Raw genomic sequence first — 19851 nt, forward strand, 5'->3', positions numbered from 1 at the left:
GCTCTTGTCGCTGCTGGCCTCTGTGCTGTTCTTCAAGGAGAAGGTCACGGGGCGCGAACTGGCGGGCATGGGGCTTCTGGTGGTGTCTATCCTGGTGCTGGTTCTGGCCCTTTGAAAGGTGCCGCCTGCGGCAGAGCGGCCGGAATTATGCGATAATTCCGGCTCGGAAAACACGTGTTTTCCGGGACGTTTCCAGCCTGGGAAACGTTACCCGTCTGCGGGCATCGGGTAGCCCTTGAGGCGCAGGAAGAGGCTGGCCTCGTCGTTGTTGTGGAAATAAGGCACGCTTTGCGGCGGCTCCGCGTCGCGGACGCGGGCGGTGACTTCAGCCAGCACAACTTCGGTGATGAAAGGCAGGTCAAACTCCCGCACCTGGCTGAGCGGGATCCATTGCAGGTGCGACAGCTCATCCGCGGCGCGGGAGAAATCGTCAAGGTCGCCGGTGATCTGGTCGGCATCCACCAGGAAGAAACGCGCGTCAAAGCGGCGCGGGCGGCCCGGCGGGGTCAGGGCGCGGAACACGAACTGCATGGCCCGGGCGGAGGGGATATGGCCGGTAGCCGCAAACTCCTGCCAGTCTTCGGGGATGTCGCCCTGCCAGTCGCCTTTCTCACCCAGGATCAGACCGGTTTCCTCCCACAGCTCCCGCACTGCGGCGACGGCGAGGGCATGGTGCACGTCCGCGGGTGCCTTGTCTGCCAAACGGTCTTGGCAGACCAGGGAGATCGGCGAGGCCAGCGGGACATCCGCGTCCGCCATATCCACCGCGCCGCCGGGGAAGACGAATTTGTTCGGCATGAAAGCAGCCTTGGCACCGCGCTGGCCCATCAGCACCTGCGGGTCATCGGACAACCGGCCGCGCATGGCGATCACCGTTGCCGCGTTGCGGATTGCGGTCTTGTCGGTAGTGGTCTCGCCGCTGAGATAAGTCTCGCTCATGGTGTTACTGCCCTTGTTCTGCCGGTGCTGCCGGGGTGTCCTTGCCAAAGCCATGCATCCGCCGCGCCCATTGGTAGGCGATGACGATCCCCTTCATCCGCGGCAGAAGATAGAGGGAAGAGGCGAGGCAGCCAATCGAGAATACCGTGAACATCACCAATGGCTCCGGCCGCCAGGAGAAATAGACCACATGCATCATGGGCGCCATGATGTGGCCGACGATCAGGATGGTGAGGTAGGCCGGCCCGTCATCGGCACGGGCATGGGTCAGGTCGAGGCCGCAGTTGCTGCAGGTCTCGTTCACCTTGAGATAGGAATGCAGCAGCTTGCCCTTGCCGCACTCCGGGCAGCGGCAGCGCCAGCCCTTGGCCAGGGCGGGCATGGTGGGGCGTTCGTCTTCCGGGGCCGGGACAGCGGGGGACTGGGTCATGGTTTTATCCTGTGTGCTGCAGGTATCTTTGCGCGCTTCAGGTGGGGGCGAAAGGGGAAACGCCAATTTCTGCGCCGGTTTGCCGCAACGGGAGGGCGGCTGAAAGTTTTTCCGGAAATCTGCGACGGAAGCGCGAACCTCGCGCGTTTTTCCTGTGCATCGGGCAGCAAGAGGCTGCCGCTGAACAAAGGAAAGACGATATGAAACACGTCAAGTTCATCGCCCTGATCGTGGCCGCAGCAGGCATGACGGCAGGCAGCGCGGCATTGGCCAAGGGGTTCGGGCATCATGGGCCGAAGATGTCCTTTGAGGAGATCGACACCGATGGCAGCGGCGAAGTGACCAAGGCGGAGATCCAGGCGATGAAGGATGCGCATTTCGCCAAGGCAGACGCCAATGGCGACGGCAAGCTGTCGCTGGAGGAGATGCAGGCGCGGGCGCAGGAGCGGGCCGCCGGACGGGCGGCAGAAATGCTGGAACGCTTTGACAAAGACGGCGATGGCGCGTTGAGTAAGGACGAGATGCCGCAGCCGCGCCGGGCAGGAAGAATGTTCGACCGGATGGATGCCGATGGCAGCGGCGGCATCTCCAAGGAAGAGTTTGAGGAGGCCCGGGCCCGGCACGGCGGCAAGCGCTGGCATGGCCACGGGGATGAAGCGGAGCAGAACTGATCGCTGACGCGTGCTGCAACAGGCGGACATACCGCGGCGCCGGGCCCCTGATGCGGGTCCGGCAGCCATGAGCGTCACGGCGGGGGAGGTCTCCGACGATGCGCTTCTGGTGCTTTATGCCAATGGCGACAGCCGGGCAGCGGCAGAGCTGACCGCGCGGCTGGGGCCGCGGGTCTTTGGCGTGGCGATGCGGGTGATGGGGATCCGCGCCGAGGCCGAGGACGTGACCCAGGAGGCGATGCTGCGGCTGTGGAAGATGGCGCCGGACTGGCGGCCGGGGGAGGCGCAGGTGTCGACTTGGCTCTACCGGGTGGCGATGAACCTGTGCATCGACCGCAAGCGGCGCGCCCGCGGCGGGTATGTGGATCTGGATGCGGTGCCGGAGCCGCCGGATCCGGGCCGCTCAGCCGCGGAACAGCTGCAGGAGGGCGCACGGCACGATGCGCTGCAGGCGGCGCTGATGCAATTGCCGGAGCGGCAGCGGCAGGCGGTGGTGCTGCGCCACCTGGAAGAGCTTTCGAACCCGGAGATTGCCGGGATCATGGACATCAGCACCGAGGCGGTCGAAAGTCTGACGGCCCGGGGCAAGCGGGCGCTGGCCGCGGCTTTGGCCGGGCGGCGCGAAGAGTTGGGGTATAGCGATGGCTGACATGGATAAATCATTGCAGGAGCTGGAGGACCTGTTTGCTGCTGCACGCAGTGCGCCGCCGGCGCTGCCGGATCATCTGAGCACGGCCATCCTGGCGGATGCGGCGCGGGTGCAGCCGGGTTTCCAGCCTGCTGAGCCGCCGCGGCAGCCGCTGTGGCGGCAATTGACGGAGGCGCTGGGCGGCTGGCCGGCGCTGGGCGGGCTGGCGGCGGCCAGCGCGGCGGGGCTGTGGATCGGTGTTGCGCCGCCCTCCTTTGTGCCGGACCCGGCGGCCTTGGCGGGGTATGAGGACAACAGCACTGCGTTTGCGGACGGGAGTTATGACATGGCGCTGATGCTGAGCGAGGATCTGCAATGACTGCGGAGGGAAAGCCCAAGATGAAGCTGTGGCTGAAACTGCTGCTGGCGGGATCGCTGGCGCTGAACCTGGCGGTGATCGGCATCGCGGCCGGAGCGGCCTGGCGGTTCAGCGGCAAGGACAGGCACTGGCAGCGGCCGCCGTCGGTGGGGGCAATGATTTTCCGCGAGCTGGACCACGACACGCGCAAGGCGCTGCGGCAGGAAGCCGGCGGAGGCCACGGCAGCTTTTTGCAGCGCCGCCAAGCGGAGGGGGCGGCGGTGATTGCAGCACTGCGCAGCGAGGCCTTTGACGGCGCGGCCTTGCTGGCCCTGTTGCGGGCGCAGGCTGAGACGCGCCATGCGTTTCACACCAAGGTGCAAGAGGCCTGGGTGCGCAAACTGGAAGAGATGGCGCCGCAGGAGCGGATGGATTTCGCGGACCGCATGGAAGAGCGGATGCAGCGCCGCGGCAAGGGCAAGCGGCACGGCTGGCGCGAGGGGGAATAGGCAGGCCGGTTCTTGCATTTCCCAGGTGAAATGGGTTGCAACGGACGGCTGGTGCCTTGGCCAATGCTGGCAGCGGTGAGGGCTTCCATAAAAGTTGCGTGAAATTCCGGGCTGTGTTTCACTTCGGGACGGCCGCAGGCGAAATGGCTCCCTCTTGGGAGATTTGCCTTAGAAGACCGGCGCCAGGCGGCTGATTGGCAAGAGGAGCAGTCAGAATGAAGGATCTTGCAGGGACCGCGGCGGCGGTGCAGTCGATCACGGACCGCCAGGATTTGGAGCCGCGTGAAAAAATCAGGCAATTGCTGGCATACGGGAACGAACTGTTCAGTACCTCGTCGGCGCTGGTAAGCAATGTCCAAGGCAGCAAGTACGTTATCGTTTACTGCGTCTCTGAGGAGGCGGAAGTTGATCCCGGCACCGCTTTCGAGCTGGATGACACCTATTGCATCCACACTTTGCAGTCTGACGGGCCACTGGCGTTTCACAAGGCAAGCGAGTCAGAGATTGCGGGGCACCCCTGCTACAATATGTTCCGCTTGGAAACTTACATCGGAGCGCCGATCCGTTTCGGCGGTTCGGCCTGGGGGACCTTGAATTTCACTGCCGTTGAAGCGCGGGAGCCGTTTCAGGGCGCTGATCTGGACACGATGGCAGCACTGAGCGCGGCGGTCGGCAGGGAACTGGTTGCCGCCGGTCAGGCGGCCTCAGTGCATTCCGGCGTCAGGGTCACCTGATTGCGGCCGGCGTTCTTGGCATCATAGAGGGCCTGGTCAGCCTTTTCGACCAGCGCAGCGGTGCTGCTGACATGGCCGGCGCCGCCCATGACCGCACCGATGCTGATGGTGACCTTGACCGGTTCGGCAGCGCCAGGCACCTGGAACGGGGTGCTGTTGATCGCGTTGCACAGGGCAATGGCCGCCAGGCCTGCTTCTGCCTCGGTGGCGCCGGACAGGACAGCCATGAACTCCTCGCCGCCAACGCGGGCCAGGAGGTCCGAGGGCCGGAGCACGGCCTGCATACGGCGGGCGGCCTCAACCAGCACGGCGTCCCCGGCCGGGTGGCCGTAAACATCGTTGATGCGCTTGAAATGATCGAGATCGGCCAGCATGACGGCGAATTTCTCGCCGGTTTCAGAGGCGGAATGCGCCACACGGTCCAGGAAAGGCTTGGCGTAGCGGCGGTTATAGAGACCGGTCATCGGATCCAGAACCGCGGCGCGCAGGCCGTTGCGGACGCTGTCGCGCAGCCGGTCCTTGCGGATCTTGTGCTGCAGCTGGGCGGTGAGGCGCAGCTCCAGTTCTTCCACATCGAAACCGGTCTGCAGAACGTCATGGGCACCGCGGTCCAGCGCCTCTGCGGCAATCATGGGATCCGCCGGGTTGGGCACCGCGATCACCACAGATTTGCGGGTGGCGGCGCGGGCGCGCAGATCGGCCAGCAGGCGCAGGCCGGGACCGGCCGAGGCCTCGTTCAGCTCAATGATGATGGCATCCGCCGCCGGCGCCTGCATCAGCCCCTGGATGTCGCTGATCGCATGGGTGCGCAGGGCGTAGGGCAGGCGCCCGGCCAGGCGGTCGCGCCAGGCCATTGCAGTGCGCGGATCGTCGGCCACCAGGGCGACGGTGGCATTGCGCAGGTCCTCGGCGCAGGTGCGGTCGCAGAGCGGCAGGATGAAGCCGTGCGATGCGTCGCGCTGCAGGTTCAATTCCTCATTGGCGCTGCGGGCGCGCAGCAGGCTGCGGATGCGGGCCTGCAGGATCACGTCGTCCACCGGCTGCTGCAGAACGTCGTCGATGCCTGCCGCCAGTGCCTGCAGCCGGGCCTGGTGGCCCTCCCAGTCGGAAACCGCGATCACCGGCAGGTCGGCCAGCGCCTCATCCGCTGCCAGAGCCTGTTTGACATCGGCGGCGGTGCCATCGGGCAGCGACATGGCGGTCAGCACCAGATCAGGGCGGCATTGCCGCGCGGTCTGCAGCACCTCAGCCACGCTGCCGGCCTGGACGGTATCGTAGTAGGCAGCCGCCAGCTGCACCTTCAGCATGATGCGGTTGGTGGAGACGCCGTCGATGACCAGGATAGTGCCTTGCACGCGGTATCCTTTCGCCCCTTGCAAATCCTATGACTTCCAATTTTGCTGAGACTGGTTAAGAAACCCTTTCGGATTTTTACTAAATTGGCCGCAAAACGGCAGGAGTGTGGAGAACATGCGGATTTCCGCTGACGGAGCAGAGACCCTGGCGCTGAAGGCTTTGGCCTGGCTGGCCGGAAATGATGAGCTTTTACCGGTGTTTCTGGGTGCGACTGGCGCCAGTGAGGCGGATTTGCGGGCGCAGGCGGCGGAACCGGCGTTTCTGGGCTCGGTGCTCGATTTCTTAACGATGGATGATGCCTGGGTGATGCAGTTCTGCGATTCCGAGGGGCTGGCCTATGAGCTGCCGATGCAGGCGCGGATGTCGCTTCCGGGCGGGGAACAGGTGAACTGGACTTGAGAATGGCGCGGGGCGTCCCTAGGGTCCGGCTGGACCCTGAATAAAAGGACCTGCCACATGACGGTTGATGCTTTCCTGTTCGACAAGGACGGAACCCTGTTTGACTTTGCCGCCACCTGGGATGGCTGGGCGGCCGGGGTGCTGGAGACCCTCTCCAGAGGCGACCTTGCGGTAAAGCAGGCGATGGCCGCGGTCATCAGCTATGATCTGGAGCGCGAGGCGTTCAATCCGGACAGCCTGGTGATTGCCGGGTCAAATGACGAAGTGGCGGAAGTGCTGGCGCCATTCGTGCCGGATATGGAGGTTGAGGAGCTTGCGGTTTTCCTGGCGCAGAGCGCGGCAAAGGCAGAGCTGGCGCCTGCGGTGCCGCTGGCGGCGTTTCTTGACGGGCTGCTGGCGCGCGGCAAGGTGCTGGGGGTGATGACCAATGATGCCGAGGTCTCTGCCAAGAGCCAGCTGCAGCGGGCCGGGGTGCTGGACCGGTTTGCCTTTGTTGCGGGTTGCGACAGCGGCCATGGCGCCAAGCCGGACCCGGATCCGCTGCTGGCGTTCTGCAAGGCGGCGGGGGTGTCTCCGGACCGGACTGCCATGGTTGGCGACAGCCGCCACGACATGGAGGCGGGCGCCGCAGCCGGGATGCAGCGGATTGCTGTTCTGACCGGCATGGCGCTGCGCGAGGAGCTGCTGCCGCATGCGGATATCGTGCTGCCGGACATCGGCCATATCCCCGGCTGGCTGGATCGCTGAGCCTCCCGTTTTCCGCGGCTGATTCCCGCGGACACCCAGCTGCATGAGAGGTTGCCGGTGCACTGGCCTTGTGCGTCGGCATTTCTTTGTGTCAGACTGGGCACATGTGTACAGAAATGGTCTGCCCCGGCGGATAATTGAGGAAAAACGACAGCCGGGGTCGGGAACGGACAGGTTCAGGCGGCTGGGACTGGCACAGTTGGCGGCTAGCAGCACGTTGCAAAATCGGATTCAGGGGAGGCCGGAATGGCAGAGACAGGCGCACGCAAGCGGAGAGGCGGGGGCAGGGCTGGCGCAGCGGCCCGGCGCGGCAGTGAAGTCCTGGAGCAGATGCCCTGGAATCCGCCCAGAAACATCGACCGCCCGACCGAACCCTTGAGCGAGGAGGGCATTCAGGCGATCCACGAAGGCGCCATGCGGATCCTGGAAGAGATCGGTGTGGTGTTCCTGAACCCCGAAGCGCTGGAGATCTTCAAGCAGGCCGGGGTCAAGGTCGAGGGCGAACTGGTCAAAATGGACCGCGATTTCGTGATGGAAATGGTGGGTAAGGCGCCGCGCGAATTCTCGATCACCCCGCGCAACCCGGACCGCACCATTCCGCTCGGCGGCAACCACATCCTGTTCGGCAACGTGTCCTCGCCGCCGAATTATTGGGACATGGAGCTGAACAAGAAGGTGGCGGGCAACCGGGAGCAATGCCGGAACCTGTTGAAGCTGACGCAGTATTTTAACTGCATCCACTTTGCCGGCGGTTACCCGGTGGAGCCGGTGGACATTCATGCCTCGGTGCGCCATCTGGACGTGCTTTTTGACAAGCTGACGCTCACCGACAAGGCGATGCATGCCTACTCCCTGGGCAAGGAGCGGGTCGAGGACGTGATGGAGATGGTGCGGATTGCCGGCGGCCTCAGCCATGAGGAGTTCGAGGCCAAGCCGCATATGTATACCAACATCAACTCCACCTCGCCCTTGAAGCATGACTTCCCGATGATCGACGGCTGCCTGCGGCTGGCGCGGCGCGGGCAGGCGATTGTGGTGTCGCCCTTCACACTGGCCGGTGCAATGGCGCCGGTGACCATGGCGGGCGCGGTGGCGCAGTCCATTGCCGAGAGCCTGTGCGCGATTGCACTGTTCCAGTATGTGCGCCCTGGTACGCCCTGCGTGATTGGTACCTTTACCTCGAACGTGGATATGAAATCAGGGGCGCCGGCCTTTGGCACGCCGGAATACATGCGATCCACCCAGATGACCGGGCAGATGGCGCGGTTCTACGGGCTGCCGATGCGCTCCTCCGGGGTTTGCGCGGCCAACGTGCCGGACGGGCAGGCGGTCTGGGAGACCTCGAACTCGCTGTGGGCGGCGGTGCAGTCGGGCACCAACATGGTTTATCACGCGGCCGGCTGGCTGGAGGGCGGGCTGATCGCGAGCCCCGAGAAGTTCATCATGGACTGCGAGATCCTGCAGCAGATCGAACGCTACATGCAGCCGCAGATCTCGGCCACCGGACCGGAGGAGATCGCGCTGGATGCGATCAAGGAGGTCGGCAATGACGGCCATTTCTTTGGCATCCAGCATACCCAGGACCGCTATGCCACGGCGTTCTATCAGCCGTTCCTGAGCGACTGGCGCAACTATGAGGCCTGGGAGCAGGCTGGCGCCACCTGGACCGCGGAGCGTGCGCACAAGATGTTCAAGGAGATCATCGGCAGTTTCGAAGAACCGCCGATGGATGCGGGCATTCGCGATGAGTTGGCAGATTTCGTAGCCCGCCGGAAGGCTGAGGGCGGGGCGCCTACCGATTTCTGATTAACGGAAAAACATGAACAGCGGAGCGGAGCCTCTGCTGTTCGTGCCCGCAGGCCGCCAAAGGGAAACCGCCGGACCGGCGCAGCGGCGTATGCTGCGGGTGGGTCTCTGCGGGGCGGCCCCTGCAGCTGGGCAACCAGAACCCTCCTTACAGCTGCAAGCGCGTTGATGCGAACCCGGTCCGTGCCAGAAGTGATTGGCCAGCGGGCCGGTTGGCATATAATGACCGGGCGGTATGCAATTGTGTTGGCTGACGCTGAGGGTGCAGGTTTCGTGCTAGGGCAAGAAAAAGCGGGAATAATGCGCGCTATTTACCCGGCGCGCGTGCTTTGTTGGGCCTTTATTAACCAGCTGGCGTCAAGACTGTGCCATGGGCAAAGAGGGGCCACTGCATGCACGGTCTGATCAACAGGGCGATTCAGGCTTTTGTGACGAGTACCTACGGGGCTGACCGCTGGGAAGAGGTCATGGAAGAGGCCGGACTCGGTTTTATCGAGTTCGAGGCAATGCTGTATTATACCGAAGAGCAATCGGGCCAGATGCTGGCCGCGATGGAGCGAGTCCTGGCCCGCCCGCTGCCGGAAATGCTGGAGGACATGGGCACTTTTCTGGTGTCCAATCCGCAGGTAGAGGCGTTGCGCCGGCTGTTGCGCTTTGGCGGTGTGAACTATGTTGAATTTCTGCATTCCCTGGATGATCTGCCGGACCGCGCGCGGCTTGCGGTATCGGATCTGCACCTTCCCGGGCTTGAATTGCTGGAACAGGCACCCGACCAGTTCGAACTTGTCTGCCAGCCAGGGCTGCCCGGCTATGCACATGTTCTGATGGGGGTTCTGCGGGCAATGGCAGACGATTACGGCGATCTGGTGTTTCTGGACCACAGCGGGACACTTGGCGGTTCGGAGGTGATTTCAATCACCCTGGTGGAAACCAAATTTGCTGCCGGCCGTGAATTTGATCTGGGGGCGCATTCATTATGATGACACTCCAGCAGCTGACCGGAATGGCAGATGTTGTCTGCCCCATGTTTGTGATTGTCGACAACAAGGGCCGGATCGTTTCGGCGGGTCCGACGCTGAAGAAGCTGCGCCCCAATCTGAAATGGGAAGGGCGCCGGTTTTTCCGCATCTTTGATCTTTCACGGCCGCGCTCGGTGCGTTCGGTGGAGGATCTGGTGGCCTCTGCCGGCAGCAAGCTTCACCTGCAGTTCCGTGACACGCCGCAGACCGGACTCAAAGGTGTGAGCACGCCGCTGCCCGACGGGCAGGGGGCGTTTGTAAATCTGTCATTCGGCATTTCCGTGCTGGAGGCAGTGCGTGACTACGATCTGACCAGCGCCGACTTTTCTCCGACCGATCTGACGATCGAAATGCTGTACCTTGTGGAAGCGAAATCTGCCGCGATGGAAGCCTCCCGTCAGCTGAACCTGCGTCTGCAGGGGGCCAAGATCGCCGCGGAAGAACAGGCCTTTACCGATACGCTGACGGGCCTGAAGAACCGCCGGGCGATGGATCATGTGCTGGCGCGGCTGATCAGCAGCGGCCGGGAATTTGCGCTGATGCACCTGGATCTGGATTTCTTCAAGCAGGTCAATGACACGCTGGGCCATGCGGCAGGTGATGCGGTGCTGCAGCAGGCGGCCCGGCTGATGGTGGAATGCACCCGCCAGTCGGACACGGTTGCCCGTGTCGGCGGCGATGAATTCGTTATGATCCTTGAGGGGGTTCTGGACACGGGCAGGCTGGCGGCGATTGCAAAACGGCTGATCCAGCGGCTGGAAGAGCCGATTCCCTTTGGCGGACAGACCTGCCGGATTTCTGCCAGCGCCGGAACCACGCTGTCGACCTGGCAGAAAGTGCCGGATGCCCAGGAACTGCTGAACCAGGCGGACTTGGCGCTTTATGCGGCCAAACGCGCCGGACGGGCCCAGCATTGCTTCTACCGGGAAGGGATGGAGAAGGCGGGCGGAGCCTGTGATGGGGGGGCTGCGTCTTCCCATCCGGCAGCGGCGCAAGGCCCGGCCACCTGACAAATGCCTGCCGCACCGGCAGGCATTCACTTCCGGGAAAATTTCTTCCGCGAGCCGGATGGTGCCTGCAGGCAAGCACATGCTGCTGCGCGGTTTCTTGCGCAAGTCCGCTTGGAGTTCGTTTTTCAGGAGAAGTGGCAGCCCGTAGGGGAATCGAACCCCTCTTTCCAGGTTGAAAACCTGGCGTCCTAACCGATAGACGAACGGGCCACGCTGTCTGTGAGGCGCTGTTTACTGATTGCGCCGTGCGGGCGCAAGAGGGATTTTTGCAGAAATTCAAAGTTTTTCTGCGATGGACCAGTGACCATTAATCAGCTGATATTGAACGAAAAACCATCGCCTGTGTGGCATGTTTCCGGTTTCTGCGATGCTGGGAAAAGTGGCAGCCCGTAGGGGAATCGAACCCCTCTTTCCAGGTTGAAAACCTGGCGTCCTAACCGATAGACGAACGGGCCACTCTGTGCGTGAGCGGGTATTTAGTTGTAAGCGCCGGAACCCGCAAGAGAAAAAATACGCCTTTGTGAAATTTCTTATCCACAGGGGCCAAGTCCTTGAAAAGTCAGGCTTCGGCGGCGTCTTCCAGGCGCAGCTGCGCACTTTGGCGGCCACCCCAGGTGTTGATTTCCAGCCGGCCGGCGAAATGGAAGCGCGCACCGCCGTGCTCCAGCAGCCGCGGTCCCAGTGCGGTATCGAAGGCGCCAAAGCAGATTGCGTCAACTCCGCCGCCCATGCCGTCGCTGAGGGAGAGTTTCAGGTGGCTTTCGCCTACCTTCTTGGCGAACCGCACCTGCAGGTCCGGCAGTGCATAACGCGGGGCAGGGGCACCGGCGCCAAAGGGGCCAGCCTGTTCGATCTGCTCGATCAGATCCACCTTGGCAGCCCCCGGCATCAGGGCGCCGTCCAGTTTCAGATCTGCGGGGCCGCCCTCTCCTGCGCCCTGTTTTGCAAGGAGTTCGGAGAGCCGCGCCATGGCCGGTTCCAGCTTGTCGCGCATCACGGTGAGGCCCGCGGCCATCTTGTGGCCGCCGCCCTTGACCAGCAGGCCCTCGGCGGCCAGCCGCTGGATCGAGGCGCCAAGATCGACGCCGGAGACCGAGCGGCCGGAGCCTTTGCCCTCTTCGCCGTCAAAGCCGATCACAACGGCGGGACGGTTGGCGGCTTCCTTGAGGCGGGATGCGACGATGCCAACCACGCCCGGGTGCCAGCCCTCGCCCGCAGCCCAGACCAGCGGGGCGTCCAGGCCGCGTTCCTCTGCCTGCTCCAGCGCGGCAGCGCGCACCGCGTTTTCGATGTCGCGGCGCTCTGTGTTCAGCTCATCCAGCCGTTCCGCCAGCGCAGCCGCCTCATGCGGGTTGTCCGTCGACAACAGGCGTGCGCCAAGATCGGCCTTGCCGATGCGGCCGCCGGCATTGACTCGCGGTCCCAGCAGAAAGCCGAGGTGATAGGTGGAGGGAGCCGAATCCATGCGGGAGACATCAGAGAGCGCCACCAGCCCCGGGCGGTTGCGGGCGCCCATCACCTTGAGCCCCTGGCGCACCAGCGCCCGGTTGGCGCCGATCAGCGGCGCCACATCGGCCACGGTGGCAAGTGCCACCAAATCCAGCAGCGCCATCAGGTCCGGCCCCTTGGTGCCGGCTTCGCGCAGTTGGCGGCCGGCTTCGACCAGCATCAGGAACACCACGCCCGCGGCACAGAAATAGCCCAGGTCGCCGCTTTCGTCCTGCCGGTTCGGGTTCACCACCGCCACGCAGTCCGGCAGCGTCTCGCCGCCCAGGTGGTGGTCCAGCACGATCACATCGGCGCCTTTGGCGGCGGCAATCGGCTCGTGGCTCAGCGTGCCGCAGTCGACGCAGATGATCAGGTCATGGGCAGCGGACAATTCCTGCATCGCCGGCACGTTGGGGCCATAGCCCTCGTCGATGCGGTCGGGGATATAGAGTGTTGCCTGCAAGCCCATTTGCCGCAGCCAGACCAGAAGCAGTGCGGCAGAGCTGCCGCCATCGACGTCATAGTCGGCAAAGACCGCAATCCGCTGCTTGCGCCGCACCGCTTCCAGGAACCGGGCAGCGGCGGCTTCCATGTCCTTCATCTCGCGCGGGTCGGGCAGCAGCTCCTTCAGCTTCGGTTCAAGAAACCCCTTGGCCTCCATCGCGGGCACGCCGCGCCGGGCCAGCACCTGGCAGACAGAGCGGGGCAGGCCGGTCTGCTGCGCCATCATCTCGGACGCGCGGTCCACCTCGACCCCGGGACCAACCCAGCGGCGGCCGGTCAGGGACTGCTCAACACCCAAAAAACTCATGCGTCTGCCCTCATATGCAAAGGCCGGACCCAAAACGGACCCGGCCCTTCTTCTGCTCTGAATATCCCCGCCGGAGGCAGCGGCGCAAGCCGCTTCGAGGCCAGGGGCCAGTTTACTGCTGGTGCGGTTCCAGCGGTGTGCGGTAGGACATGCGGCGTACGGAACCGGTTTTCGAACGCATTAGCAGGGTGGTGGTCTCGACCCAGCCCGGGGTGCGCTTGATGGCGGGCAGCAACGAGCCGCCGGTGACGCCGGTGGCGGCAAAGATCACGTCCTGGGTGACCATCTCGTCACGGGAATAGATGCGGTCCAGATCGGTGATGCCGGCCTTAGCGGCGCGGGACTTCTCGTCGTCGTTGCGGAACAGCAGACGGCCAAAGATCTGGCCGCCCATGCATTTCAGCGCCGCGGCTGCCAGCACGCCCTCAGGCGCGCCGCCCTGGCCCATATACATGTCGATGCCGGTCACATCGCTGTCGGCGCAATGCATGACGCCGGCCACGTCGCCGTCGGTGATCAGGCGGATGGCGGCGCCGGTTTCACGCACTTCGGCAATCATCGCCTCGTGGCGCGGGCGCTCCAGGATGCAGACGGTGATGTCGGAGGGCGCGCAGCCCTTGGCCTTGGCCAGCGCTTCGACACGTTCGCGCGGGGACATGTCGAGCGAGACCACGTTTTCGGGGTAGCCCGGGCCAACCGCCAGCTTGTCCATGTAGGTGTCCGGCGCGTGCAGCATGGAGCCGCGCGGGCCCATGGCAATCACGGTCAGCGCGTTCGGCATGTCCTTGGCGGTCAGGGTGGTGCCTTCCAGCGGGTCCAGCGCGATGTCAACGCCGGGGCCGTTGCCGGTGCCGACTTCCTCACCGATATACAGCATCGGCGCCTCGTCGCGCTCGCCCTCGCCGATCACCACCACGCCGGCGATGTCCAGCAGGTTCAGCTGCTCGCGCATGGCGTTGACGGCGGCCTGGTCGGCGGCTTTCTCGTCGCCGCGGCCGATCAGCGAGGCAGAGGCCAGCGCAGCCTGCTCGGCAACGCGGGCGAGGCCCAGCGACAGCATACGGTCATGAAAGGGCGCGTCAGAGGTGTTCGATGTCATACCGGAAATCCTGTCTCAACGGAAAAGATGTGAATGGGCGTTCCAAGCCGAATAGCGCGGGGTGGGGCAGGCTCGCAAGGGGCGATAGGGGCTGTGGCGGCAGGAAATCCCTGCCGCGGCGCCTAAATCAGCTCAATTTTGCCCCTTTGGCGCGGATCAGACCTCTTCGATGCGCAGGGCGACGGGGGTGCCGTCGACCACGTCGGTGGCAGAGAGGCCCTCAAGCGCGGTGTCCAGGGTGGCGCGGGTGCATTTGTGCGTCACGAACAGCACGGGCGCCACCGGCGCCTTATGGCTGTACTGGCGCATCCGGTCGATTGACACGCCGGCCTCTCCCAGAATGGCCGCGACCTTGGCGAGCGCGCCGGGTTTGTCCAGCAGCCCCATGCGCAGGTAGAACGGCGCAGGCAGGCCGGTCTGGGCGGCAGGCACGTCCTGCAGGGTGCTGGCGGGCTGGCCGAAGGTGGCAATGCGCAACCCGCGGGCGAGGTCAAGGATATCGCCCATCACCGCGCTGGCGGTCGGACCTTCGCCAGCGCCGGGGCCGCGCAGCACGACCTGCTCAATCGAGTCGCCTTCGATCACCACCATGTTGGTGCCGCCTTCCAGTTGGCCCAGCGGCGAGTCGGCCGGCACCAGGCACGGCGACATGCGCTGTTCCAGCCCGCGGGGCGAGCGCTGTGCCACGCCCAGGAGCTTGATGCGGTAGCCCATGTCGGCGGCGTCGCGGATATCTTCCAGCTGGATGCGCTGGATGCCTTCCAGTTCCACTTTTTCAAAGGCCGGTTTGGTGCCGAAGGCGATGGAGGCCAGCAGCGCCAGCTTGTGGCCCGCGTCGATGCCGCCAACGTCCAGGTTCGGGTCGGCTTCCAGATAGCCCAGGCGGCCGCATTCCTCGAACAGGGCGTTGTAGCCCTGGCCGGTGGCCTCCATCTGGGTCAGGATGTAGTTGCAGGTGCCGTTCATCACCCCCATGACGCGGGTGATTTCATTGCCGGCCAGGCCTTCGGTCAGGGACTTGATCACCGGGATGCCGCCGGCCACGGCAGCCTCAAAGCGGATCACCCGGCCTGCGGCCTCCGCCTGTTCCGCCAGTTCCTGGCCGTGGATGGCCAGCAGCGCCTTGTTGGCGGTGACCACGTCCTTGCCTGCGGCCAGCGCGGCCTCAGTTGCGGCCTTGGCGGCACCGTTATGGCCGCCCATCAGCTCGACGAACACATCGACATCATCGCGCACGGCCAGCGCCACCGGATCGTTTTCCCAAGCATAGTCCTTGAGCGAAACACCGCGGTTCTTGTTCGGATTGCGCGCTGAGACTGCGGAGATCACAACCTGGCGTCCGGTCCGCGCCTCCAGCATCGCCGCGTGGCGGCGGATGATTTTCACCACGCCGATGCCGACGGTGCCCAAGCCTGCAATCCCAAGGCGAAGCGGTTCTGTCATGGCTGCGGGTCCTTTGTCCGAAACTTGTCCGCCCCGCCTTAGCGGGTTCGGCGCAAGCGTGCAACGCCGCTGCGGAACAAGGCTGAAGGATGCGGGCAGGAATGCCGCGAAGCGGTCAGAGTTCGGCGTTTTTGACGGCTTCGGCGCGGCGTTTCAGGCGGTCGCTGCGAGCATCCAGTTCGTCCTGGAGCTCCTCGCTGGCCTGCTGCGGCGGGTCCAGCGGTTCCAGCGCGTCATCGAGCGGCAGCAGGCGGGGATAATCCGCGCCGCGCAGGTCCGGTGTCAGCCGGTCCTCCAGCTCAGGCACGCGGGTGCAGGCGGCGGCTGCCGTCAACGCCAGAAAAAGTGCGATCCGTGTCCACAGCTGCATTGCCCAAACCTCATGCTTTGCCGGACCGGTTCTAAGGGCTGCGGCGGGGTGGCACAATTGATTTCCCGCAGCTGTTGCGTGATGATCCTGCTGCAGGGTCTTGGCGGGGAAGCGAAAGGGCGGCATTCGCCCTTTTTTCTGAACAACTGTTCAGTTATTGTCGTGCCATGGCACGCACCCAAGGTTCCCATTCCGACATCACCGGCCCCCGCATCCGCGAGGCGGCTTTGCGGCTGTTTGCGCAGCATGGCTATGCCGCGGTTTCGATGCGCCAGATCGCCAAGGAGGTCGGCGTGCAGGCGGGGGCCTTGTATAACTACACGCCGGACAAGCAGAGCCTGCTGTTCAACCTTATGGCGGGCCATATGGCAGATTTGCAGGCGGCATGGGACGCGGTGCCGCAGGCGGGCAGCGCGCTGGAGCGGCTGCGCGCCTTCACCGGCTTTCACATCCGCTTTCACTTGGAGCGCCCGGATGCGGTGTTCATCGCCTATATGGAGCTGCGCAACCTGACGGAGGAGAACTTCACCGTCATCGAATCGCTGCGCCGTGACTATGAAAACGGTGTGGAGGGGATCCTGAAGCAAGGGGTGGAGCAGGGGGTGTTCACCATTCCCGACACCAAGATCGCGACGCTGGCGGTGATTGCGATGCTGAACGGGGTCAACACCTGGTACCGCTCCGAGGGTCGGTTGTCGCTGGATGAGGTGGAGCGGGTCTATTGGGGCATGGTGCAGAAGGCGGTCAGCACATGAGCCTGCTGGATTTGAAGACAAGCCGCCTGCGGGCAGGGGCGTGGCAAGACCTGACCGCAGCAGAGCTGGAAGGTCTGTTTGCCCCCAAGGTGGTGCAATGGCTGCCGGCCGGTTTCCAGGCACAAGGCGGCGATCAGAGCCGCCGCGATTTCCTGGCCGCGGTGTCGCAGCAGGCAGAGGTGGTTGCCCTTCGCACTGTGTCAGGTGAGGGAGTCGGGCTGATCATCCTGTCCTTGACCGAAGACAGCAGCAGTACAAGGAACCTAGGCTACCTCTTTGCCGAAGCCGTTTGGGGGCAAGGGCTGGCGAGCGAGCTGATTGCAGGCCTGCAAGCGCATTTTCGCGGCAGCGGCGTCACCTTGTCGGGTGGGGTCATGCAGGAAAACGCGGCCTCGGCCCGGGTGCTGCAGAAAGCCGGTTTCACGCCGGCACCTGCGGGTGAAGAAACCGTCTACAGCTGGTATTCCGGGGCCTGACGGCCGGTCAGCTCAGCAGCCCGATCATGTCGTAGTGGTCAATCTGGCGGCTGAGCACCATCGGGTCCTCTTCGGGCAGCACATGCGGCTGTTCCCAGTCCTCACCCGCAAAGGCCTGCAGCGCCTCGACGCTTTCCCAAACCATCACCACGCAGAATGTAGCGGGGGATTCGGGCCGCGGCAGCCCTGCGGTGACCGACACAAGACCAGGCTGGCGCCGCACATGCGGCACAGCCGTATCGGTCAGAAAGGCCTTGAAGTCCTGGATCTTGTCGTCGCGGACGGTGGCACGGAACACCCGGATAATCATCACTCCCCCCATCGGTCTTTGGACGGGGGGAGTATAGCACATCAGGAGATCGTTTGGCGTGCCGATGCGCTCAGTGCGCGGGCATGTTGCGCCGTGCACAGGGAAAAGTGGGCACCGGTTTTCCCGTTCAGTGCGCGGGCTTGATGAATGTGCCGTTGCGCAGGTCACGGAAGGCCTGGTGCAGTTCGGCCTGGGTGTTCATCACGATCGGTCCGTGCCAGGCCACCGGCTCATTGATCGGCGCGCCGGAGATCAGCAGGAAGCGCACGCCTTCGGGGCCTGCCTGCACGGTGATTTCATCGCCGGTGCCGAAACGGATCAGGGTGCGGTCGCCGGACAGGTCGCGAATGTTGACCTCCTGGCCTGCGACTTCCTTCTCCAGCAGCACGCCCTGGGGTGCGGAGGCATCTGCAAAGGCAGCTTCACCTTCGAAGACATAGGCAAAGGCCCGGCGGTAGGTGTCGATCGGGAGGGTCTTTTTCACGCCTGCCGGGATGAAGACGTCCAGATACTGCGGGTCGGCGGCGATTCCATCGACCAGCCCGCGCTTGCCCCAGAAGTCGCCGGCAATCACTTTCACCCGGGTGCCGTCATCGTCGGTGATCTCGGGGATTTCAGTGCCCTTGATGTCCTGGTAGCGCGGCGCGGTCATCTTCTGGCTGGCGGGCAAGTTGCCCCACAGCTGGAAGCCGTGCATCTGGCCCTTGGCATTGCCCGCGGGCATCTCCTGATGCAGGATGCCCGAGCCTGCGGTCATCCATTGCACGTCGCCGGCACCAAGGGTGCCCTCGTTGCCCAGAGAGTCGCCGTGATCCACCGTGCCTGCCAGCACATAGGTGATGGTCTCGATGCCGCGGTGCGGATGCCAGGGAAAGCCGCGCAGATAGTCCTCCGGGTTTTCATTGCGGAAATCGTCAAACAGCAGGAACGGGTCCAGTTCCGACGGGTCCTGAAAGCCGAAGGCGCGGTGCAGTTTGACGCCCGCGCCCTCGGTATGGGGCTGCGCGGCGCGGGTTTCGAGAATGGGTCTGAGGGACATTTCCTGTCTCCTGTGAACGGTGTGTGCCGCTAAGATAGGGTGTGTGCAGCCCTGCGGAAACGGGCCGCAACTCACGCGCTTTGTGCGCAGGTGAACAGAGCGGTCAGCAGCCCGCAGGGCTGCCCGGCCCAACGGGACGCAGGTGCCGCAGGCGCCAAGGACGGGCGGGAGCTTCCCTGTTGCTGGATGCCGGGCCGGCAAGATAGCCTTGCGGCATGACAGATGCCACGGATCTCATTCTGGGCTTGCGGCCGGACCGGCGCGACGCTGCGCTGCGCCTGATCAATTACATGCTGGGCGAGGGACGGTCGGCTGCGGACCCCGATCAGGTGCTGGCACAGATGTGCAGCCTGATCCGTGCCGCAGGCCTTCCGCTGCAGCGGGCGGCCTCCATCGTCCAGCTGCTGCATGCCGAGGCGGTGGCAAGCGCACGGTTCTGGGAGCATGGCAAAGGCACCCGCAGCGAGCTGTTTCCCTTCAATGAGGACAGCGGCGATGGCTATGCGCGCTCCCCCGCTGCCGATGTGCACAGCACCGGGGAGTGGGTTGTGCTTTGGCTGCCGGACACACCGGACGAAAGGTACGGGATCGTTCCGGATCTGAAGGCGGAGGGGTATACCCATTACATCATGGCGCCGGTGTTCATGGCGATTGGCACTGCCGGCATTTTCAGCTTTGCGACCCAATCCCTTCAGGGGTTTTCGGAGGATGACCTGCTGTTCCTGCGCGCCGTGTTTCCGGCGCTGGCAGCTTGCCAGGAAGTGCTGGCCACTGCCCGCGCCATGCAGGAGGTGCTGCGGATTTACGTCGGCGAGGAGCCGCAGCGGCGGATCTTGTCCGGCGATGTGCACCGGGGCGAGGTGATGCGGATTCGCTCTGCCATCCTGTTTGCCGACATGCGCCGGTTCACGGAACTGACTGCAAGCATGAGCGCCGAGGAAGCCACCGGGCTGCTCAATGCCTATTACGACTGCATCGTGCCGCCGGTGGAGGCGGCGGGCGGAGAGGTGCTGAAATTGATCGGCGATGGCATCCTGGCGGTGTTTCGCGCCGGGGAGGACGGGGCGCAGACCTGTATTCAGGCGCTTGCCGCCGCCCGGGAAGGCCTTGCGCGGGTCGCCGCCCGTTCTGACCCGCCGCAGTTCGAGGTTGGCGCCGCACTGCACTTCGGCGAGGTGGCATTTGGCAACGTGGGGTCGGGGATGCGGCTGGATTACACAGTGATCGGCCGCGACGTGAACCTGGCTGCGCGGGTGGCTGAGCTGTGCGGAGCAAAGGATGAGCGTTTGCTGGTGTCGTCCGAGTTCCGGGAGCGGGCGGGACTTGAGGGGCGGTCGCTGGGAGAACAGCGGCTGAAGGGGCTGCAGGCACCGGAGGAGGTGTTTGCGGTTGCGCTGGAGTGAGCGCGGTCTGGGAGTTCGTCAAAGGGCGTTGCCTGTCGGGCGGGCAGGCCA

The 19851-nt window shown here is 64.4% G+C and carries 22 protein-coding genes, 2 tRNA genes and 1 pseudogene; 14 read left to right on the forward strand and 11 right to left on the reverse strand.

The window, feature by feature from the left end:
• Positions 1-115: pseudogene (locus RA24_RS22710) on the forward strand (EamA/RhaT family transporter); the annotation flags it as partial.
• A 92-nt stretch (positions 116-207) separates the two neighbouring features.
• On the opposite strand, the gene RA24_RS02480 reads toward RA24_RS22710, so the two are convergent.
• On the reverse strand, positions 208-939 hold the full coding sequence (locus RA24_RS02480; protein WP_039150007.1) for an NUDIX hydrolase: 732 nt from the start codon (positions 937-939) through the stop codon (positions 208-210).
• Positions 940-943: 4 nt separating this feature from the next.
• Positions 944-1369, reverse strand: a complete 426-nt coding sequence (locus RA24_RS02485) for a DUF983 domain-containing protein (protein ID WP_039189559.1) — start codon at positions 1367-1369, stop codon at positions 944-946.
• A 200-nt stretch (positions 1370-1569) separates the two neighbouring features.
• Here RA24_RS02485 and RA24_RS02490 point away from each other — a divergent pair, with 200 nt between their 5' ends.
• From RA24_RS02490 to RA24_RS02510, 5 genes are all read left to right on the forward strand, one after another.
• Positions 1570-2040 (forward strand): EF-hand domain-containing protein, encoded by a 471-nt coding sequence (locus RA24_RS02490; protein ID WP_039189562.1) that lies wholly within the window; start codon positions 1570-1572, stop codon positions 2038-2040.
• Positions 2041-2107: 67 nt separating this feature from the next.
• Positions 2108-2689, forward strand: coding sequence for an RNA polymerase sigma factor (locus RA24_RS02495; RefSeq protein WP_019296559.1), 582 nt, complete (start codon positions 2108-2110; stop codon positions 2687-2689).
• Positions 2682-3047 (forward strand): hypothetical protein, encoded by a 366-nt coding sequence (locus RA24_RS02500; RefSeq protein WP_039173352.1) that lies wholly within the window; start codon positions 2682-2684, stop codon positions 3045-3047. Before RA24_RS02495 ends, RA24_RS02500 begins: the two co-directional genes overlap by 8 nt.
• Entirely contained in the window at positions 3044-3535 is a 492-nt protein-coding gene (locus RA24_RS02505) for a periplasmic heavy metal sensor (RefSeq protein ID WP_019296561.1), read from the forward strand. The genes RA24_RS02500 and RA24_RS02505 overlap by 4 nt, the downstream gene beginning before the upstream one ends.
• Positions 3536-3750: 215 nt before the next feature.
• Positions 3751-4269 carry a GAF domain-containing protein gene (locus RA24_RS02510; RefSeq protein ID WP_019296562.1) on the forward strand — a complete coding sequence of 173 codons (519 nt, stop codon included), beginning with the start codon at positions 3751-3753 and terminating at the stop codon, positions 4267-4269.
• On the opposite strand, the gene RA24_RS02515 is transcribed toward RA24_RS02510, so the two are convergent.
• On the reverse strand, positions 4230-5624 hold the full coding sequence (locus tag RA24_RS02515; protein ID WP_039189824.1) for a diguanylate cyclase: 1395 nt from the start codon (positions 5622-5624) through the stop codon (positions 4230-4232). The two genes, RA24_RS02510 and RA24_RS02515, sit on opposite strands and share 40 nt — an antisense overlap.
• Positions 5625-5739: 115 nt before the next feature.
• Here RA24_RS02515 and RA24_RS02520 point away from each other — a divergent pair, with 115 nt between their 5' ends.
• The 5 genes from RA24_RS02520 (at position 5740) to RA24_RS02540 (ending at position 10606) form a co-directional block, all read left to right on the forward strand.
• Complete coding sequence (locus tag RA24_RS02520) at positions 5740-6024, forward strand: DUF3572 domain-containing protein (protein ID WP_019296564.1); 285 nt, start codon at positions 5740-5742, stop codon at positions 6022-6024.
• Between the two features lie 57 nt (positions 6025-6081).
• Positions 6082-6771 carry an HAD family hydrolase gene (locus RA24_RS02525; protein ID WP_019296565.1) on the forward strand — a complete coding sequence of 230 codons (690 nt, stop codon included), beginning with the start codon at positions 6082-6084 and terminating at the stop codon, positions 6769-6771.
• A 246-nt stretch (positions 6772-7017) separates the two neighbouring features.
• Positions 7018-8577 carry a trimethylamine methyltransferase family protein gene (locus tag RA24_RS02530; RefSeq protein ID WP_039149992.1) on the forward strand — a complete coding sequence of 520 codons (1560 nt, stop codon included), beginning with the start codon at positions 7018-7020 and terminating at the stop codon, positions 8575-8577.
• 392 nt (positions 8578-8969) lie between these two features.
• Positions 8970-9557 (forward strand): heme NO-binding domain-containing protein, encoded by a 588-nt coding sequence (locus RA24_RS02535; protein WP_039189563.1) that lies wholly within the window; start codon positions 8970-8972, stop codon positions 9555-9557.
• Positions 9554-10606: a GGDEF domain-containing protein gene (locus RA24_RS02540; protein ID WP_019296568.1), complete on the forward strand. Its 1053-nt coding sequence runs from the start codon at positions 9554-9556 to the stop codon at positions 10604-10606. Before RA24_RS02535 ends, RA24_RS02540 begins: the two co-directional genes overlap by 4 nt.
• A gap of 135 nt (positions 10607-10741) precedes the next feature.
• Here RA24_RS02540 and RA24_RS02545 read toward each other — a convergent pair.
• The 6 genes from RA24_RS02545 to RA24_RS02570 all read right to left on the reverse strand — a co-directional run bounded on the left by RA24_RS02545 (position 10742) and on the right by RA24_RS02570 (position 15817).
• Positions 10742-10816: transfer RNA gene (locus RA24_RS02545), tRNA-Glu, on the reverse strand.
• Positions 10817-10986: 170 nt separating this feature from the next.
• Positions 10987-11061, reverse strand: a tRNA-Glu gene (locus tag RA24_RS02550).
• Positions 11062-11165: 104 nt separating this feature from the next.
• Positions 11166-12905, reverse strand: coding sequence for a single-stranded-DNA-specific exonuclease RecJ (gene recJ, locus RA24_RS02555; protein WP_039189566.1), 1740 nt, complete (start codon positions 12903-12905; stop codon positions 11166-11168).
• 112 nt (positions 12906-13017) lie between these two features.
• Positions 13018-14004, reverse strand: a complete 987-nt coding sequence (glpX, locus tag RA24_RS02560; RefSeq protein ID WP_039149981.1) for a class II fructose-bisphosphatase — start codon at positions 14002-14004, stop codon at positions 13018-13020.
• A gap of 156 nt (positions 14005-14160) precedes the next feature.
• Positions 14161-15447, reverse strand: coding sequence for a homoserine dehydrogenase (locus tag RA24_RS02565; protein WP_019294757.1), 1287 nt, complete (start codon positions 15445-15447; stop codon positions 14161-14163).
• A 115-nt stretch (positions 15448-15562) separates the two neighbouring features.
• On the reverse strand, positions 15563-15817 hold the full coding sequence (locus tag RA24_RS02570; RefSeq protein ID WP_019294756.1) for a hypothetical protein: 255 nt from the start codon (positions 15815-15817) through the stop codon (positions 15563-15565).
• A 167-nt stretch (positions 15818-15984) separates the two neighbouring features.
• On the opposite strand from RA24_RS02570, the gene RA24_RS02575 reads away from it, so the two are divergent.
• Both RA24_RS02575 and RA24_RS02580 read left to right on the forward strand, forming a co-directional pair.
• The gene (locus tag RA24_RS02575) at positions 15985-16572 is read left to right on the forward strand and encodes a TetR/AcrR family transcriptional regulator (protein WP_019294755.1); all 588 of its coding nucleotides are present in this window, start codon (positions 15985-15987) and stop codon (positions 16570-16572) included.
• Complete coding sequence (locus RA24_RS02580) at positions 16569-17048, forward strand: GNAT family N-acetyltransferase (protein WP_039189568.1); 480 nt, start codon at positions 16569-16571, stop codon at positions 17046-17048. Before RA24_RS02575 ends, RA24_RS02580 begins: the two co-directional genes overlap by 4 nt.
• A 7-nt stretch (positions 17049-17055) precedes the next feature.
• On the opposite strand, the gene RA24_RS02585 is transcribed toward RA24_RS02580, so the two are convergent.
• Both RA24_RS02585 and RA24_RS02590 read right to left on the reverse strand, forming a co-directional pair.
• Entirely contained in the window at positions 17056-17358 is a 303-nt protein-coding gene (locus tag RA24_RS02585) for an antibiotic biosynthesis monooxygenase family protein (RefSeq protein WP_029204658.1), read from the reverse strand.
• A 127-nt stretch (positions 17359-17485) separates the two neighbouring features.
• Entirely contained in the window at positions 17486-18397 is a 912-nt protein-coding gene (locus RA24_RS02590) for a pirin family protein (protein WP_019294752.1), read from the reverse strand.
• 215 nt (positions 18398-18612) lie between these two features.
• Between RA24_RS02590 and RA24_RS02595 the strand changes: the two genes are divergently transcribed.
• Entirely contained in the window at positions 18613-19800 is a 1188-nt protein-coding gene (locus RA24_RS02595; protein WP_039149975.1) for an adenylate/guanylate cyclase domain-containing protein, read from the forward strand.
• Positions 19801-19851: the final 51 nt, after the last annotated feature.

The organism is Leisingera sp. ANG-M6 (assembly GCF_000813905.1).
Taxonomy (GTDB): Bacteria; Pseudomonadota; Alphaproteobacteria; order Rhodobacterales; family Rhodobacteraceae; genus Leisingera.

Coding starts and splice junctions, on each gene's coding strand:
- RA24_RS02480 (WP_039150007.1), bottom strand. CDS start 939: ATGAGCGAGACTTATCTCAGCGGCGAGACCACTACCGACAAGACCGCA.
- RA24_RS02485 (WP_039189559.1), bottom strand. CDS start 1,369: ATGACCCAGTCCCCCGCTGTCCCGGCCCCGGAAGACGAACGCCCCACC.
- RA24_RS02490 (WP_039189562.1), top strand. CDS start 1,570: ATGAAACACGTCAAGTTCATCGCCCTGATCGTGGCCGCAGCAGGCATG.
- RA24_RS02495 (WP_019296559.1), top strand. CDS start 2,108: ATGAGCGTCACGGCGGGGGAGGTCTCCGACGATGCGCTTCTGGTGCTT.
- RA24_RS02500 (WP_039173352.1), top strand. CDS start 2,682: ATGGCTGACATGGATAAATCATTGCAGGAGCTGGAGGACCTGTTTGCT.
- RA24_RS02505 (WP_019296561.1), top strand. CDS start 3,044: ATGACTGCGGAGGGAAAGCCCAAGATGAAGCTGTGGCTGAAACTGCTG.
- RA24_RS02510 (WP_019296562.1), top strand. CDS start 3,751: ATGAAGGATCTTGCAGGGACCGCGGCGGCGGTGCAGTCGATCACGGAC.
- RA24_RS02520 (WP_019296564.1), top strand. CDS start 5,740: ATGCGGATTTCCGCTGACGGAGCAGAGACCCTGGCGCTGAAGGCTTTG.
- RA24_RS02525 (WP_019296565.1), top strand. CDS start 6,082: ATGACGGTTGATGCTTTCCTGTTCGACAAGGACGGAACCCTGTTTGAC.
- RA24_RS02530 (WP_039149992.1), top strand. CDS start 7,018: ATGGCAGAGACAGGCGCACGCAAGCGGAGAGGCGGGGGCAGGGCTGGC.
- RA24_RS02535 (WP_039189563.1), top strand. CDS start 8,970: ATGCACGGTCTGATCAACAGGGCGATTCAGGCTTTTGTGACGAGTACC.
- RA24_RS02540 (WP_019296568.1), top strand. CDS start 9,554: ATGATGACACTCCAGCAGCTGACCGGAATGGCAGATGTTGTCTGCCCC.
- recJ (WP_039189566.1), bottom strand. CDS start 12,905: ATGAGTTTTTTGGGTGTTGAGCAGTCCCTGACCGGCCGCCGCTGGGTT.
- glpX (WP_039149981.1), bottom strand. CDS start 14,004: ATGACATCGAACACCTCTGACGCGCCCTTTCATGACCGTATGCTGTCG.
- RA24_RS02565 (WP_019294757.1), bottom strand. CDS start 15,447: ATGACAGAACCGCTTCGCCTTGGGATTGCAGGCTTGGGCACCGTCGGC.
- RA24_RS02570 (WP_019294756.1), bottom strand. CDS start 15,817: ATGCAGCTGTGGACACGGATCGCACTTTTTCTGGCGTTGACGGCAGCC.
- RA24_RS02575 (WP_019294755.1), top strand. CDS start 15,985: ATGGCACGCACCCAAGGTTCCCATTCCGACATCACCGGCCCCCGCATC.
- RA24_RS02580 (WP_039189568.1), top strand. CDS start 16,569: ATGAGCCTGCTGGATTTGAAGACAAGCCGCCTGCGGGCAGGGGCGTGG.
- RA24_RS02585 (WP_029204658.1), bottom strand. CDS start 17,358: ATGATTATCCGGGTGTTCCGTGCCACCGTCCGCGACGACAAGATCCAG.
- RA24_RS02590 (WP_019294752.1), bottom strand. CDS start 18,397: ATGTCCCTCAGACCCATTCTCGAAACCCGCGCCGCGCAGCCCCATACC.
- RA24_RS02595 (WP_039149975.1), top strand. CDS start 18,613: ATGACAGATGCCACGGATCTCATTCTGGGCTTGCGGCCGGACCGGCGC.